This is a genomic window from Pseudomonas sp. PA-1-3F, assembly GCF_021609665.1.
GTDB classification, from domain to species: Bacteria; Pseudomonadota; Gammaproteobacteria; order Pseudomonadales; family Pseudomonadaceae; genus Aquipseudomonas; species Aquipseudomonas paracarnis.
This window is the reverse complement of the sequence record NZ_WJZD01000015.1, coordinates 14,348-28,105: the sequence shown is the minus strand read 5'-3', so window position 1 is coordinate 28,105 and position 13,758 is coordinate 14,348. Positions and strand designations below refer to the sequence as shown.

The following is a 13,758-nucleotide window of genomic DNA, read 5'->3' as shown; positions in this document are numbered from 1 at the left end:
ACCATGGACCTGCAAGAACGCGTCACCGACCTGGAAAGCCGCCTGGCCTTCCAGGACGACACCATTGAGACCCTCAACGACATCCTGGTCACCCAGCAGCGGGCCGTCGAACGTCTGCAATTGCAAATGACTGCATTGCTCAAGCGCCAGGAAGAAATGGGCGGGCAGTTCGAGTCATCCGAAGAGGAAGCGCCGCCGCCACACTATTGAGTGCGCAAGCAATAAAAAAACCGCGACTCAGCCAAGGCTGGATCGCGGTTTTTTTTGCTGCGAGGGCTGGGATCAGCGACGCGGCAGGGCAGCGATGACATCTTCGGCTTGCAGGCCCTTGTCACGGTTCATCACCGAGAACTCTACGCGCTGGCCTTCGACCAGGACGCGATGGCCTTCGCCACGAATGGCTCGGAAGTGGACGAAGATATCGTCGCCCGAGTCGCGGGAAATGAAGCCGAAGCCCTTGGAGGTGTTGAACCACTTGACGGTCCCGGTATCCCGGTTGGTCATGTCATAGTTTTGCGACGCGGCCGCTGGAGACGAGCGGTAGAAGCTGATGGCCAGGTGAAGAACGATGGCGACCACAGCGATCACCAGGCTGAGCAGGATGGCCGGATGGCCCCCGACTTCAGGCATGGGCGCCAGGAGGGTGAGGGTTTGTACGACAACAGTCAGCACCAGCAGCGCACTGACCAGGTTTTGCAGTTGATGACGCGTGCCTTTGTTCCAGTAAGGGATTACCGGTGCGAGCGTCAGGTTAAGAAGGCCGAACAAGGCCAGGTACAGGGCGTCGTGTTGTTCCAGGTAGGGCAGGCTTTCAGGCTGCAGGCTCGGAATAAAGGACAGCAGCAAGGATGCGACGCCCGTTAGCAGGTGGACGATTTTCAACATTTTGGTTAACTCACGTTAAGACGGATCACAAGGAAGAGCTGACTGGCACGGTTCGCTTCTGAACAATGGGAGGCGTTGAGCACGTGCGCGGGTATCAGCCTATGTGACGTGCCGCAGGAATAAACGGCAGCCACACCGCGTCTATTTAACAGCAAAGGCTGTGCCTACTCAAATCAAGCATTTCGGGGTGTTGCCACGGCCAAGGCATTTCTGCGTCAAACGCTTGTCCTAGACAGGTGCGGGATTTTTTCAGTGGTGGCCTAGACCCTTCCTACAGGTAAATAGGCTTGCCAAGTCAGATCCCGCAGTCGGTGCGGGGCGATTTGCCGCATGCAGCCCGAGTGTGTCGGGCTGCACGTGGCGCACTCTCTTGCTAGAGTGGAACTGCACCTGATCAATGAATGCTCGTCAATTGAAGGGGAAACACATGGCAATCGATATTGGTATCAGTGAAGAAGACCGTAAATCCATCGTCGACGGACTTTCCCGCCTACTCTCCGATACCTATGTTCTGTATCTGAAGACCCACAATTTCCATTGGAACGTCACAGGCCCCATGTTTCGTACGCTGCACCTGATGTTCGAAGAGCAGTACAACGAGCTTGCGCTGGCAGTGGACTCCATCGCCGAGCGTATCCGTGCCCTGGGCTTCCCGGCGCCGGGTGCCTATTCGATTTACGCCCGCCTGTCTTCCATCAAGGAAGAAGAGGGGGTGCCGAGCGCCGAAGAGATGATCAAGCAGTTGGTGGCCGGTCAGGAAGCAGTCACGCGTACCGCGCGAGGCATCTTCCCATTGCTCGACAAAGTCAGTGATGAGCCGACGGCGGACCTCTTGACCCAGCGTATGCAGGTTCATGAGAAAACCGCGTGGATGCTGCGCTCCCTGCTTGAAAACCAGTAACTGTCGAACCCAGGCGGCGCCTTTTCGGCGCCGCCTGCTGGTTTCCCTGCGCTTCCTGGCGTTGTCCTACAACTAACAACTCCCCGTCTTCTGGCTGCTCTGCGCTGGCTGCTGTTTTATAGGCCATCGTCCAATGGGAGAAGCCCATTGGCTGCTGTTTGGCAATGGAGTGTCAGGTGTATGTCACGTGGAGTGGGTAAGGGAATGATGGAAGCCTGTGGTTTTCACAAGATAAAGGTCGACCCTTTTACCAAGGGTTTTGATATGGGGCTGGCCAAGCCACTGTCCCGTTCGGTCAGGCTCAATGGGTTTTCTACCTGCCTGCGGCTTGAACAGATCTATTGGAATATCCTGACGGAAATCGCCAGGCTCAATACCTGTTCGGTCAGTGCGCTGTTGTCCTATGTCGATCGGGAAGTGCATTTGCGTTACGGAGGCGTGAAGAACTTCAGTGGGCTGGTGAGGGTGGTGTGCGTGGTTCACGTCCTCAAAGGTCGGGGCGCCCTCACGTCCGGGGATACGCTCGCGCAGTAGTCCGATGGCCGGGCCTTCAGCCCGACGGGCCGGGTCCTGGGCACAAAGCCGGCTGCGCTGTATTGATTTACCAGATATAATCCCGCGCTTTGCTGCGCATGCCGGGCTTTATGCACAGGGCAGGGCGTGGCGCTGTAACGATCTGATCGCCGAGACATCTCCATGCCCATGTACGACTATCAATGCGCTTCCTGTGGTCATCAGTTGGAAGCCATTCAGAAGATCAGCGCCGCGCCGCTGGTCGATTGCCCTGCCTGCCAGGCACCTGAGTTGAAGAAGATGTTGTCCATGCCGGGCTTCCGCCTGAGCGGCAGCGGCTGGTACGAGACTGATTTCAAGACCGGTGCCAAGAAGAACCTGGCCGGCGGCGACAAAGCAGACTGAGTTGAACTCTACGCGCAGGCTCCTGCATTATCCGTCCCCTGCTTTAATGTGCGGTGACGAGGCGGGCCTGCCACCGAATTTCGAATTACGAGAAGTGAAACCACGACCATGATGCGCAGCCACTATTGCGGCCAACTGAACGAGACCCTGGAAGGTCAGGAAATCACCCTTTGCGGATGGGTTCACCGTCGCCGCGACCACGGCGGGGTAATCTTCCTCGATATCCGTGACCGTGATGGTCTGGCCCAGGTAGTGTTCGACCCGGACCGCGCCGAAAGCTTCGCCGCCGCCGACCGCGTGCGCAGCGAATACGTCGTGAAGATCACCGGCAAGGTACGCCTGCGTCCGGCCGGTGCCGTGAACAAGAACATGGCGTCCGGCGGCATCGAAGTGCTGGGCTATGAGCTGGAAGTGCTGAACGAGTCGGAAACCCCGCCGTTCCCGCTCAACGAATACTCCGACGTGGGCGAAGAAACTCGCCTGCGCTACCGTTTCCTGGACCTGCGTCGTCCGGAAATGGCCGAGAAGCTGCGCCTGCGCTCGCGCATGACCACCAGCATCCGCCGCTTCCTGGATGAAAACGGCTTCCTCGACGTCGAAACCCCGATCCTCACCCGGGCCACCCCGGAAGGCGCGCGCGACTACCTGGTACCGAGCCGTACCCATGCCGGCAGCTTCTTCGCCTTGCCGCAATCGCCGCAGCTGTTCAAGCAACTGCTGATGGTGGCTGGTTTCGACCGCTACTACCAGATCGCCAAGTGCTTCCGTGACGAAGACCTGCGTGCCGATCGCCAGCCGGAATTCACCCAGATCGACATCGAGACCAGCTTCCTCGATGAAAAAGAGATCATGGGCCTGACCGAGCAGATGATCCGCAACCTGTTCAAGGAAGTCCTGGACCTGGAGTTCGGCGAGTTCCCGCACATGACCTTCGAAGAAGCCATGCGCCGCTACGGTTCCGACAAGCCAGACCTGCGTAACCCGCTGGAGCTGGTGGACGTGGCCGACCAGCTCAAGGACGTCGACTTCAAGGTGTTCAGCGGCCCGGCCAACGATCCTAAATGCCGCATCGCCGCCCTGCGTGTGCCTGGCGGCGCGAGCATGCCGCGCAAGCAGATCGACGACTACACCAAGTTCGTCGGCATCTACGGTGCCAAGGGCCTGGCGTACATCAAGGTCAACGAGCGCGCCAACGGTGTCGACGGCCTGCAGTCGCCGATCGTGAAAAACATCCCTGAAGCCAACCTGAACACGATCCTCGATCGCGTCGGTGCGGTTGACGGCGACATCGTGTTCTTCGGTGCCGACAAGGCCAAGATCGTCAGCGAGGCCCTGGGCGCGCTGCGTATCAAGCTCGGTCACGACCTGAACCTGCTGACCTGCGAATGGGCGCCGATGTGGGTTGTGGACTTCCCGATGTTCGAAGAGAACGACGACGGCAGCTTCAGCGCCTTGCACCACCCGTTCACCGCACCGAAGTGCTCCCCGCAAGAGCTGGAAGCCAACCCTGCAGGCGCGCTGTCCCGTGCCTACGACATGGTGTTGAACGGTACTGAACTGGGTGGCGGTTCGATCCGTATCCACCGCAAAGAGATGCAACAAGCGGTCTTCCGCCTGCTGGGCATCAACGAAGCGGAACAGGAAGAGAAATTCGGCTTCCTGCTCGACGCCCTGAAATACGGCGCGCCGCCGCACGGTGGCCTGGCGTTCGGCCTGGACCGTCTGGTGATGCTGATGACCGGCGCCCAGTCGATCCGTGAAGTGATCGCCTTCCCGAAAACCCAGAGCGCTGCGGACGTCATGACCCAGGCTCCGGGTGTGGTTGATGCCAAGGCACTGCGCGAGCTGCACATCCGCCTGCGCGAGACGCCGAAGGCTGAGTAAGGCTGCAGCGTGAAAGCGCGATAAGGTTGTACGCAGTCAAAAAGGCGCATCTTCGGATGCGCCTTTGCGTTTAAAAGAGGGAAATCTCGCCTGGGGCGTAATGCCGATCAGTTAAGGCTTTTTGTAGGAGCGAGCCTGCTCGCGAAAAACTCACAGGCGCCGCGTTCAATCAGGAAGCACGCGTTATCGTTGACGTTTTTCGCGAGCAAGCTCGCTCCTACAGGGGGCGATATACGCTTAACTGAACGGCATTACGCCGAGGGCGGGATTGATAAGATTTCTAGAGAATTCGGAGTTGTGTTATGGCTGGCCATTCCAAGTGGGCGAACATCAAGCACCGCAAAGAGCGTCAGGATGCCAAGAAAGGCAAGATCTTCACCAAGTGGATCCGCGAACTGACCGTGGCGGCCCGCCAGGGTGGCGGTGACCCGGGCTCCAACCCGCGTCTGCGCCTGGCGCTGGACAAGGCGCTGGGCGCCAACATGAGCCGCGACATCATCGACCGCGCCGTGGCCCGTGGTGCTGGTGCGGCCGACACCGACGATATGGTCGAGCTGACCTATGAAGGCTACGGCCCGGGCGGTGTGGCGGTGATGGTCGAATGCATGACCGACAACCGCAACCGTACCGCGGCAGCCGTGCGCCATGCGTTCAGCAAGTGTGGCGGCAACCTTGGCACGGACGGCTCGGTGGCCTACCTGTTCGAGCGCAAGGGGCAGATCACCTTCGCACCGGGCACTGATGAAGACGCGCTGATGGAATCCGCGATGGAAGCGGATGCCGATGACGTGGTCACCAACGAAGACGGCTCCATCGATGTGTTCACCTCGTTCGCCAGCTTCTACGCCGTGCGTAATGCCCTGGAAGCCGCTGGTTTCAGCGGCACCGACGCGGAGATCGTGATGCTGCCGACCACCAGTGCCGAACTGGACCTGGACGGTGCCCAGAAGGTGCTGAAGCTGCTGGACATGCTTGAAGATCTGGATGACGTGCAGAATGTGTATTCGAATGCCGACATCCCTGAGTCTGTGGCCGAACAGCTCGCTTAAGAACGATGAATATCCGCTGTGGGAGCTGGCTTGCCTGCGATAGCATCACCTCGATTTGACAGAAGCACCGAGGTGCCCGCATTGCAGGCAAGCCAGCTCCCACAGGGCTTCTATGCTGTTACACAAATGTGTGCCTGGCACATACCGTTGTAAATCCAACCCGCAGGCGTTATGACTTTAATCCTAGGTATCGACCCCGGTTCGCGCATCACCGGTTTTGGCGTGGTGCAGCAGACCCCACGCGGCTGTGTGTACGTCGCCTCGGGCTGCATCCGCACTGGCGCAGGGGAATTGGCCGAGCGGCTGCAGATCGTCTATCGCGGCGTACGTGAAGTCATCCAGACCTACGGCCCGGTCACCATGGGCATAGAGAAAGTCTTCATGGCCAAGAATGCCGACTCGGCGTTGAAGCTCGGGCAGGCCCGGGGCGCTGCCATCGTGGCAGGTGCCGAGGAGGGCATGGAGATCGCTGAATACACCGCGACCCAGGTCAAGCAGGCCGTGGTCGGCACCGGTGGCGCCAACAAGGAGCAGGTGCAAATGATGGTCATGCACATGCTCAAGCTCACTTCAAAGCCGCAGATCGACGCCTCGGATGCCCTGGCCATCGCCATTTGCCATGCCCATACCCGCTCCAGCCTGTTGCCTCACGGCTTGGGCGCAGCACGTAGTCGTGGCGGGCGGCTGCGTCTCTGATAGCATCAGCGCAATCGTTATTTTTGCGGTCAGACTCCGATCTGACCCCCAAGCTTTAAGGATCTGAACCGTGATTGGACGCTTGCGCGGCACCCTGGCTGAGAAACAGCCGCCGCACCTGATTCTGGATGTGAATGGGTTGGGTTATGAGCTGGAAGTGCCCATGACCACCCTGTATCGCCTGCCGTCGGTCGGCGAGCCGATAACCTTGCACACTCATTTAGTGGTGCGCGAAGACGCGCAACTACTCTATGGTTTCATCGGCAAGCGTGACCGCGATTTCTTCCGCGAGCTGATTCGTCTCAATGGCGTGGGGCCCAAATTGGCCCTGGCCTTGATGTCGAGCCTGGAAGTGGATGAATTGGTCCGGGCTGTATCGGCCCAGGATACCTCGGCCCTGACCAAGGTGCCGGGGGTGGGCAAGAAGACCGCCGAGCGCTTGTTGGTCGAGCTCAAGGACCGCTTCAAAGCCTGGGAGGTGGTGCCGAGCATGTTCGCCCTGGTACCGAACCAGCCGGATATGCCGGCGGCCCAGGTCGCCAGCGCGGAAAGCGATGCCGTCAATGCGCTGATCTCCCTGGGCTACAAGCCTCAGGAAGCCAGCAAGGCCGTATCGGCCATCAAGGACAAGAACCTGAGCGCTGAAGACATGATTCGCCGTGCCCTGAAGGGAATGATTTAAGTGATTGAAGCCGATCGTCTGATCGCGGCCACCGGCCCGCGTGACCGTGAAGAAGTCCAGGACCGGGCCATCCGCCCGTTGAGCCTGGCCGAATACATCGGCCAGCCCACCGTGCGCGAGCAGATGGAGCTGTTTATCCAGGCCGCTCGCGGGCGCAGTGAGTCCCTGGACCACACCCTGATCTTCGGCCCGCCGGGTTTGGGCAAGACCACTCTGGCCAATATCATCGCCCAGGAAATGGGCGTGTCGATCAAGTCCACCTCCGGCCCGGTGCTTGAGCGTCCTGGCGACTTGGCCGCGTTGCTGACCAATCTTGAACCCCATGACGTGCTGTTTATCGACGAAATCCATCGCTTGTCGCCGATTGTCGAAGAAGTGCTGTACCCAGCCATGGAAGACTTCCAGCTCGACATCATGATCGGCGAAGGCCCGGCGGCCCGTTCGATCAAGCTCGACCTGCCGCCCTTTACCCTGGTGGGCGCGACCACCCGCGCGGGCATGTTGACCAACCCGCTGCGAGACCGTTTCGGCATTGTTCAACGTCTAGAGTTCTATAGCACCGCCGATCTGGCGACCATTGTCAGCCGGTCGGCGAGTATCCTCGGCTTGCCCCTGGACCCGGAAGGCGCCTTTGAAATCGCTCGACGCGCTCGCGGTACGCCACGAATTGCCAACCGTTTGCTGCGCCGCGTGCGAGACTTTGCCGAGGTGCGTGCCAAGGGCCACATCACCAAGGCGGTCGCGGACCTGGCCTTGAACCTGCTGGATGTGGACGAACATGGTTTTGATCACCAAGATCGACGCCTACTTTTGACCATGATCGAGAAATTCGACGGTGGCCCGGTCGGCGTGGACAGCCTGGCCGCAGCCATCAGTGAGGAGCGCCATACCATTGAGGATGTGCTGGAACCGTACCTGATTCAGCAGGGCTACATCATGCGAACCCCGCGGGGCAGGGTGGTGACGCGTCATGCCTATTTGCACTTCGGGCTAAACATTCCGTCACGATTGGGAGAGATGCCCGTGGTAGACGAATTCCTCGATGCAGTGGACGATTAAAAAATTGCAGGAGCGAGCTTGCTCGCGAAAAACGCCAACGATAACGCGGTATGTCTGGTTATACGCGGCGTGCTCAGGTTCTTCGCGAGCAAGCTCGCTCCTACAGGGTATTTGTCATGTGGGGTGATTTATCTGAGCTTTGTGCTGTCCCAGTGTCTGGCGTCGTCATTTGAAAGCGTTCAGGAATGAAAAAACAGTTGCCCAGCCAATTGGCAACCTGAGGAGTAAGCACTAGAGTATGCGCGCGCAAAACGGGGATCAGTCGTTCGCACATCGCTGTCGCGTTTATTACGAGGACACCGATGCCGGCGGCATCGTTTATTACGTCAATTACCTGAAATTCATGGAACGGGCTCGAACCGAGCGGCTGCGGGAGTTGGGTTTTGCCCAGTCCGAGCTGGTAGGCGAGGACCTGTTATTCGTCGTGCATTCCAGCGAGGCGCGGTATTACGCGCCGGCGCGACTGGACGATGAGTTGCTGGTCAGTGCTGAAGTCATCGAATTGAACCGTGCCAGCCTGCGTTTCAAACAGCAGGTCAGGCGGGCCACGGATGCAACGCTGCTCTGTGAGGGGCAGTTCCTGGTGGCGTGTGTGCGCACCAACAGCTTGAAACCTCGGGCCATTCCCGAAACTCTACGCGCGGCCTTTGCCGCCGTGAGCGGCGCGGGTCAACAATCAAAGCAGGAGATTTAGCGTGGAACCTACCGTCGTCGACCATTCCTCCATGTGGAGCCTGGTCAGCAATGCCAGTGTCGTGGTTCAACTGGTCATGCTGACCCTGGTAGCCGCATCGGTTACCTCTTGGGTCATGATTTTTCAGCGCAGCAACATGTTGCGCGCCGGTCGACGTGCCCTGGAGAGCTTTGAAGAGCGCTTCTGGTCGGGTATCGACCTGTCCAAACTGTACCGCCAGGCCGGCAGCAACCCGGACCCGGACTCGGGCGTCGAGCAGATCTTCCGTGCCGGTTTCAAGGAGTTCTCGCGCTTGCGCCAACAGCCGGGTGTCGATCCTGAAGCGGTGATGGAAGGTGTGGCCCGTGCCATGCGCGTGGCCATCTCCCGCGAAGAAGAGAAACTCGAGCAGGGCCTGCCGTTCCTTGCCACCGTGGGTTCTGTCAGCCCGTACATCGGCCTGTTCGGTACCGTATGGGGCATCATGAACTCCTTCCGCGGCCTGGCCCAGGCGCAACAAGCCACACTGGCCACCGTGGCCCCGGGTATTGCCGAAGCCCTGATCGCCACCGCGATCGGCCTGTTCGCCGCTATCCCCGCAGTAATCGCCTACAACCGTTTTGCCGCAACCAGCGAAACCTTGATCGGCCGTTACTACACCTTCGCCGATGAATTCCAGGCGATCCTGCACCGTAAAGTGCACACCAGCGAAGAATAAGCAGGTAATTCCCAATGGCTTTAATCGCTCGAGCTCGCAAAAAGCGCAAGCCGGTCGCCGAGATGAACGTAGTGCCCTACATCGACGTGATGCTGGTGCTGCTGGTGATCTTCATGGTGACCGCGCCGATGCTCAACCAGGGCGTGAAAGTTGATCTGCCCAAGGTTTCCAGTGAAGCCTTGCCGCAGGACAACAACACTCAGGTCCTGACCATTTCGATCAAGGCTGACAAGACCTATTACTGGAACCTTGGCAGCGAAGTCGATACGCAAAAGCAGCAGGACAAGGCCCTGACCTTGCCTGCAATGACCGATGCGGTGACCAAGATCATTCGCTCCGGCAACGAAGGCGGCAAGCACACCCAGGTGTTTATCCGGGGTGACAAATCGGTCGACTACGGCTCCGTCATGGGCGCCATGGGCGGGCTGCAGAAGGCCGGCGTCGGTAACGTTGGCTTGATTACCGAGGCGCCCTGATGCAGCAACAGCGAGAGCCGTCCGCCTCGGAAAGCTACTTCTGGCCTGGCGTGTGGGCAATTGCCCTGCACGTCCTGGTGTTCGGCATGCTGTTCGTCAGCTTTGCCATGACCCCGGACCTGCCGCCAGCCAAGCCGATCGTGCAGGCGACCCTGTATCAGCTGAAATCGAAAAGTCAGGCCACCACCCAGACCAATCAGAAGATTGCGGGTGAGGCCCAGAAGTCGGCCGCGCGCCAGACTGAAGTCGAGCAGATGGAACAGAAGAAGGTCGAGCAGGAAGCGGTGAAGGCTGCTGCGGAACAAAAGAAAGAAGAGGCGGCTCAAAAGGCCGAGGAATCGAAAAAGGCTGACGAAGCCAAGAAGGCCGACGAGGCTAAAAAGGCTGATGAAGCGAAGAAAGCCGAGAAAGCTGCCGAAGCGAAAAAGGCCGAAGAGAAACAATTGGCTGATATAGCCAAGAAGAAATCGGAAGAAGAAGCCAAGAAGGCTGCCGAAGAAGAGGCCAAGAAAAAGGCCGCTGAAGAAGCCAAGAAAAAGATAGTCGAAGACGCGAAAAAGAAAGCCGCCGAAGACGCCAAGAAAAAAGCTGAAGCAGACGAGGCGAAGAAGAAAGTCGCCGACGAAGCGAAGAAGAAAGCTGCCGCCGACGCCTCCAAGAAAAAGGCCCAGGAAGCAGCACGCAAATCCGCCGAAGAGAAAAAGGCCCAGGCCCTGGCAGATTTGCTTTCCGACACGCCGCAGCGTCAGCAAGCCTTGGCCGATGAGCGTGGCGATGAAGTCGCGGGCAGTTTCGACGACCTGATTCGGGCGCGGGCAGCGGAAGGTTGGACACGTCCACCTTCGGCACGTAAAGGCATGACAGTAGTGCTGCAGATCGGCATGTTGCCGGACGGTACGGTGACTTCGGTCAGCGTGGCCAAGTCCAGTGGTGACGGTTCGTTCGACAGTTCGGCGGTTGCCGCGGTCAAGAATATTGGCCGGTTGACCGAGATGCAGGGAATGAAACCAAGTGACTTCGCTCCCTATCGTTCATTCAAGATGACATTCACACCTGAGGATCTAGCCTTGTGAGAAACCTTCTTCGAGGAATGCTTGTCGTTATTTGCTGTATGGCAGGGATAGCGGCGGCGGATGAAAAGAACATCCTGGTAACGAGCGGCAGTGATCGGGCCACCCCGATTGCAGTCGTGCCGTTCGGTTGGCAGGGCGGCAGCGTGCTGCCGGACGACATGGCCCAGATCGTCAGCGACGACCTGCGTAACTCCGGTTACTACGCGCCGATTCCAAAAGGCAACATGATCAGCCAGCCAACCCAGGCCAGCGAAGTCATCTTCCGTGACTGGAAGGCGGTGGGTGCCCAGTACCTGATGGTCGGCAGCATCACGCCGGCCGGCGGTCGCCTGCAGATCCAGTACACGTTGTTCAACGTGGCCACCGAGCAGCAGGTCTTGACCGGCAGCGTATCGGGTACCGCCGAACAACTGCGCGACATGGCTCACTACATCTCGGACCAGTCGTTTGAAAAACTCACCGGTATCAAGGGGGCGTTCTCGACGCGCCTGCTGTATGTCACGGCTGAGCGTTTCTCTGTAGACAATACCCGCTACACCCTGCAGCGTTCGGACTACGACGGTGCTCGTGCAGTGACCTTGCTGCAGTCCCGTGAGCCAATCCTGTCGCCGCGCTTCGCGCCGGACGGCAAGCGTATTGCCTACGTATCGTTCGAACAGCGTCGCCCGCGTATCTTTGTGCAGCACATCGATACTGGCCGTCGTGAGCAGATCACCAACTTCGAAGGCCTCAACGGTGCGCCAGCCTGGTCGCCGGACGGTTCGCGCCTGGCTTTCGTGCTGTCCAAGGACGGCAACCCGGATATCTACGTGATGAACATGGCCTCGCGTCAACTCTCGCGTGTAACCAGCGGCCCGGGCATCAACACCGAACCGTTCTGGGGCAAAGATGGCTCGACCATCTACTTCACCTCTGACCGTGGCGGCAAGCCTCAGGTCTACAAGGCAAATGTGAACGGCGGCGGTGCGGAACGTGTGACCTTTATTGGTAACTACAACGCCAACCCCAAGCTTTCGGCCGATGAAAAGACGTTGGTGATGATTCACCGTCAGGATGGTTTCACTAATTTCCGGGTTGCGGCCCAGGATTTGCAGCGCGGAACCGTAAAAATCCTTACAGATACCAACCTTGATGAGTCAGCCACTGTTGCGCCCAACGGCACCATGGTAATCTACGCCACCCGCCAGCAGGGCCGGGGAGTCTTGATGCTCGTGTCCATCAATGGACGCGTAAGGCTCCCACTTCCTACCGCACAAGGCGAAGTCAGAGAACCATCCTGGTCCCCTTACCTGAACTGACGCGGCGCTACAAAAAGAAGTACTTAACACACTGGGGTTCATTAGGAGTTTCACGATGGAAATGCTGAAGTTTGGTAAGTTTGCTGCTCTGGCTCTGGCTCTGTCCGTAGCCGTTGGTTGCTCCTCTAAAGGCGGCGACAATGCCGGTGAAGGCGCAGCTGTTGATCCAAACGCTGGTTACGGCGCCAACACTGGTGCGGTCGACGGCTCCCTGAGCGAAGAAGCTGCTCTGCGCGCTATCACCACTTTCTACTTCGAATACGACAGTTCGGACCTGAAGCCAGAAGCCATGCGCGCTCTGGACGTTCACGCCAAGGACCTGAAAGCTAACGGCGCTCGCGTTGTTCTGGAAGGTAACACTGACGCCCGTGGTACTCGTGAGTACAACATGGCACTGGGCGAGCGTCGTGCGAAAGCCGTTCAGCGCTACCTGGTACTGCAAGGTGTTGCTCCAGGCCAGCTGGAGCTGGTTTCCTACGGTAAAGAGCGTCCAGTTGCAACTGGCAACGACGAACAGTCGTGGGCTCAGAACCGTCGCGTCGAACTGCGTAAGTAATTCGTCATGCGAACGTGCCGTCGTGCTCTAACTGTATTGGCTCTCAGCTTCGCACCGCTTGCGGTGTGGGCTGCGGTTCCTGTAACGGATAGCAACTCAGGCTATAACAATAGCGGGAGCAGTTATCCGCCAGCGGGTTATGGCACGAACGGCGCCTATGCGGGGGGAGCGGCTACGTCCGCTCCCTCGGCACAGGGCGAACTGTTCAACCAGCTGCAACGCATGCAGGATCAATTGGCCCAGCAACAAGGCGCCATTGAAGTTCTGCAGAACCAAGTGAACCAGCTGAAGCAAGAAGGCCTGGAGCGTTACCAGGATCTTGACCGTCGTATTGGAGCCGGTGTTGCACCTGCCGCTACTCCTGATAATTCTTCTACCGGTGGCGCACCCAGTGCCGCTGCCGGTGGCGCAGCAGCGGGGGCCGCCGCTGCAGCTCCTGCCGCCAGCAGCGAGCCGGGCGATCCAGCGAAGGAAAAACTGTACTACGATGCAGCCTTCGACCTGATCAAGGCCAAGGATTTCGATAAAGCCAGCCAGGCTTTTACCGCTTTCCTGCGCAAATACCCCAACAGCCAGTACGCGGGCAACGCCCAGTACTGGTTGGGTGAGGTCAACCTGGCAAAGGGTGATTTGCAGGCGGCGGGCCAGGCTTTTGCCAAGGTCAGCCAGCTGTATCCCAAGCACGCCAAGGTGCCGGATTCGCTGTATAAACTCGCTGACGTAGAACGCCGCCTGGGTCATACCGACAAGGTCAAAGGCATTCTGCAACAGGTGGTTGCCCAGTATCCGGGTACCTCCGCGGCGCAGTTGGCCCAGCGGGACCTGCAACGCTTGTAAGCAGTGCAGCCCGTTTAGAAGAAACCCGCGCTTGTCGCGGGTTTTTTCGTTAG

Annotated in this window: 17 protein-coding genes; 16 read left to right on the top strand and 1 reads right to left on the bottom strand. The window is 58.9% G+C overall.

Annotated elements, in window-relative coordinates:
- Positions 1–3: 3 nt before the first annotated feature.
- Positions 4–210: a SlyX family protein gene (locus tag GIV26_RS12695; RefSeq protein WP_005790924.1), complete on the top strand. Its 207-nt coding sequence runs from the start codon at positions 4–6 to the stop codon at positions 208–210.
- Positions 211–282: 72 nt separating this feature from the next.
- Here GIV26_RS12695 and GIV26_RS27230 read toward each other — a convergent pair whose 3' ends face one another.
- Positions 283–885: a cold-shock protein gene (locus GIV26_RS27230; RefSeq protein WP_329610237.1), complete on the bottom strand. Its 603-nt coding sequence runs from the start codon at positions 883–885 to the stop codon at positions 283–285.
- Positions 886–1,312: 427 nt separating this feature from the next.
- Here GIV26_RS27230 and GIV26_RS12685 point away from each other — a divergent pair, with 427 nt between their 5' ends.
- The 15 genes from GIV26_RS12685 (at position 1,313) to ybgF (ending at position 13,705) form a co-directional block, all read left to right on the top strand.
- The gene (locus GIV26_RS12685; protein ID WP_003193874.1) at positions 1,313–1,786 is read left to right on the top strand and encodes a Dps family protein; all 474 of its coding nucleotides are present in this window, start codon (positions 1,313–1,315) and stop codon (positions 1,784–1,786) included.
- 180 nt (positions 1,787–1,966) lie between these two features.
- The gene (locus GIV26_RS12680; RefSeq protein WP_034128584.1) at positions 1,967–2,320 is read left to right on the top strand and encodes a ribbon-helix-helix domain-containing protein; all 354 of its coding nucleotides are present in this window, start codon (positions 1,967–1,969) and stop codon (positions 2,318–2,320) included.
- A gap of 162 nt (positions 2,321–2,482) precedes the next feature.
- Positions 2,483–2,704: an FmdB family zinc ribbon protein gene (locus GIV26_RS12675; protein WP_003193872.1), complete on the top strand. Its 222-nt coding sequence runs from the start codon at positions 2,483–2,485 to the stop codon at positions 2,702–2,704.
- A 108-nt stretch (positions 2,705–2,812) separates the two neighbouring features.
- Positions 2,813–4,588 (top strand): aspartate--tRNA ligase, encoded by a 1,776-nt coding sequence (gene aspS / locus GIV26_RS12670; protein WP_005790914.1) that lies wholly within the window; start codon positions 2,813–2,815, stop codon positions 4,586–4,588.
- Positions 4,589–4,890: 302 nt separating this feature from the next.
- Entirely contained in the window at positions 4,891–5,637 is a 747-nt protein-coding gene (locus tag GIV26_RS12665) for a YebC/PmpR family DNA-binding transcriptional regulator (RefSeq protein WP_236280898.1), read from the top strand.
- A gap of 171 nt (positions 5,638–5,808) precedes the next feature.
- Positions 5,809–6,333: a crossover junction endodeoxyribonuclease RuvC gene (gene ruvC / locus GIV26_RS12660; RefSeq protein ID WP_019821257.1), complete on the top strand. Its 525-nt coding sequence runs from the start codon at positions 5,809–5,811 to the stop codon at positions 6,331–6,333.
- 70 nt (positions 6,334–6,403) lie between these two features.
- Positions 6,404–7,015, top strand: a complete 612-nt coding sequence (gene ruvA, locus GIV26_RS12655) for a Holliday junction branch migration protein RuvA (protein WP_003193868.1) — start codon at positions 6,404–6,406, stop codon at positions 7,013–7,015.
- Positions 7,016–8,074, top strand: coding sequence for a Holliday junction branch migration DNA helicase RuvB (gene ruvB, locus GIV26_RS12650; RefSeq protein WP_003193867.1), 1,059 nt, complete (start codon positions 7,016–7,018; stop codon positions 8,072–8,074).
- 238 nt (positions 8,075–8,312) lie between these two features.
- Entirely contained in the window at positions 8,313–8,768 is a 456-nt protein-coding gene (gene ybgC / locus GIV26_RS12640) for a tol-pal system-associated acyl-CoA thioesterase (RefSeq protein ID WP_014719714.1), read from the top strand.
- Between the two features lies 1 nt (position 8,769).
- The gene (gene tolQ, locus GIV26_RS12635; RefSeq protein WP_003193865.1) at positions 8,770–9,465 is read left to right on the top strand and encodes a protein TolQ; all 696 of its coding nucleotides are present in this window, start codon (positions 8,770–8,772) and stop codon (positions 9,463–9,465) included.
- A 23-nt stretch (positions 9,466–9,488) separates the two neighbouring features.
- Positions 9,489–9,941: a protein TolR gene (gene tolR, locus GIV26_RS12630; RefSeq protein ID WP_161793227.1), complete on the top strand. Its 453-nt coding sequence runs from the start codon at positions 9,489–9,491 to the stop codon at positions 9,939–9,941.
- Entirely contained in the window at positions 9,941–11,014 is a 1,074-nt protein-coding gene (gene tolA / locus GIV26_RS12625; protein ID WP_003193863.1) for a cell envelope integrity protein TolA, read from the top strand. The genes tolR and tolA overlap by 1 nt, the downstream gene beginning before the upstream one ends.
- A gap of 17 nt (positions 11,015–11,031) precedes the next feature.
- Entirely contained in the window at positions 11,032–12,312 is a 1,281-nt protein-coding gene (tolB, locus tag GIV26_RS12620) for a Tol-Pal system beta propeller repeat protein TolB (RefSeq protein ID WP_032874245.1), read from the top strand.
- A gap of 55 nt (positions 12,313–12,367) precedes the next feature.
- Positions 12,368–12,868 (top strand): peptidoglycan-associated lipoprotein Pal, encoded by a 501-nt coding sequence (pal, locus tag GIV26_RS12615; protein WP_003193861.1) that lies wholly within the window; start codon positions 12,368–12,370, stop codon positions 12,866–12,868.
- 6 nt (positions 12,869–12,874) lie between these two features.
- Positions 12,875–13,705, top strand: a complete 831-nt coding sequence (gene ybgF, locus GIV26_RS12610) for a tol-pal system protein YbgF (RefSeq protein ID WP_034128581.1) — start codon at positions 12,875–12,877, stop codon at positions 13,703–13,705.
- Positions 13,706–13,758: the final 53 nt, after the last annotated feature.

Coding starts and splice junctions, on each gene's coding strand:
- GIV26_RS12685 (WP_003193874.1), top strand. CDS start 1,313: ATGGCAATCGATATTGGTATCAGTGAAGAAGACCGTAAATCCATCGTC.
- GIV26_RS27230 (WP_329610237.1), bottom strand. CDS start 885: ATGTTGAAAATCGTCCACCTGCTAACGGGCGTCGCATCCTTGCTGCTG.
- GIV26_RS12665 (WP_236280898.1), top strand. CDS start 4,891: ATGGCTGGCCATTCCAAGTGGGCGAACATCAAGCACCGCAAAGAGCGT.
- tolA (WP_003193863.1), top strand. CDS start 9,941: ATGCAGCAACAGCGAGAGCCGTCCGCCTCGGAAAGCTACTTCTGGCCT.
- GIV26_RS12675 (WP_003193872.1), top strand. CDS start 2,483: ATGCCCATGTACGACTATCAATGCGCTTCCTGTGGTCATCAGTTGGAA.
- ybgC (WP_014719714.1), top strand. CDS start 8,313: ATGCGCGCGCAAAACGGGGATCAGTCGTTCGCACATCGCTGTCGCGTT.
- GIV26_RS12680 (WP_034128584.1), top strand. CDS start 1,967: ATGTCACGTGGAGTGGGTAAGGGAATGATGGAAGCCTGTGGTTTTCAC.
- pal (WP_003193861.1), top strand. CDS start 12,368: ATGGAAATGCTGAAGTTTGGTAAGTTTGCTGCTCTGGCTCTGGCTCTG.
- ruvC (WP_019821257.1), top strand. CDS start 5,809: ATGACTTTAATCCTAGGTATCGACCCCGGTTCGCGCATCACCGGTTTT.
- GIV26_RS12695 (WP_005790924.1), top strand. CDS start 4: ATGGACCTGCAAGAACGCGTCACCGACCTGGAAAGCCGCCTGGCCTTC.
- tolB (WP_032874245.1), top strand. CDS start 11,032: ATGCTTGTCGTTATTTGCTGTATGGCAGGGATAGCGGCGGCGGATGAA.
- ybgF (WP_034128581.1), top strand. CDS start 12,875: ATGCGAACGTGCCGTCGTGCTCTAACTGTATTGGCTCTCAGCTTCGCA.
- aspS (WP_005790914.1), top strand. CDS start 2,813: ATGATGCGCAGCCACTATTGCGGCCAACTGAACGAGACCCTGGAAGGT.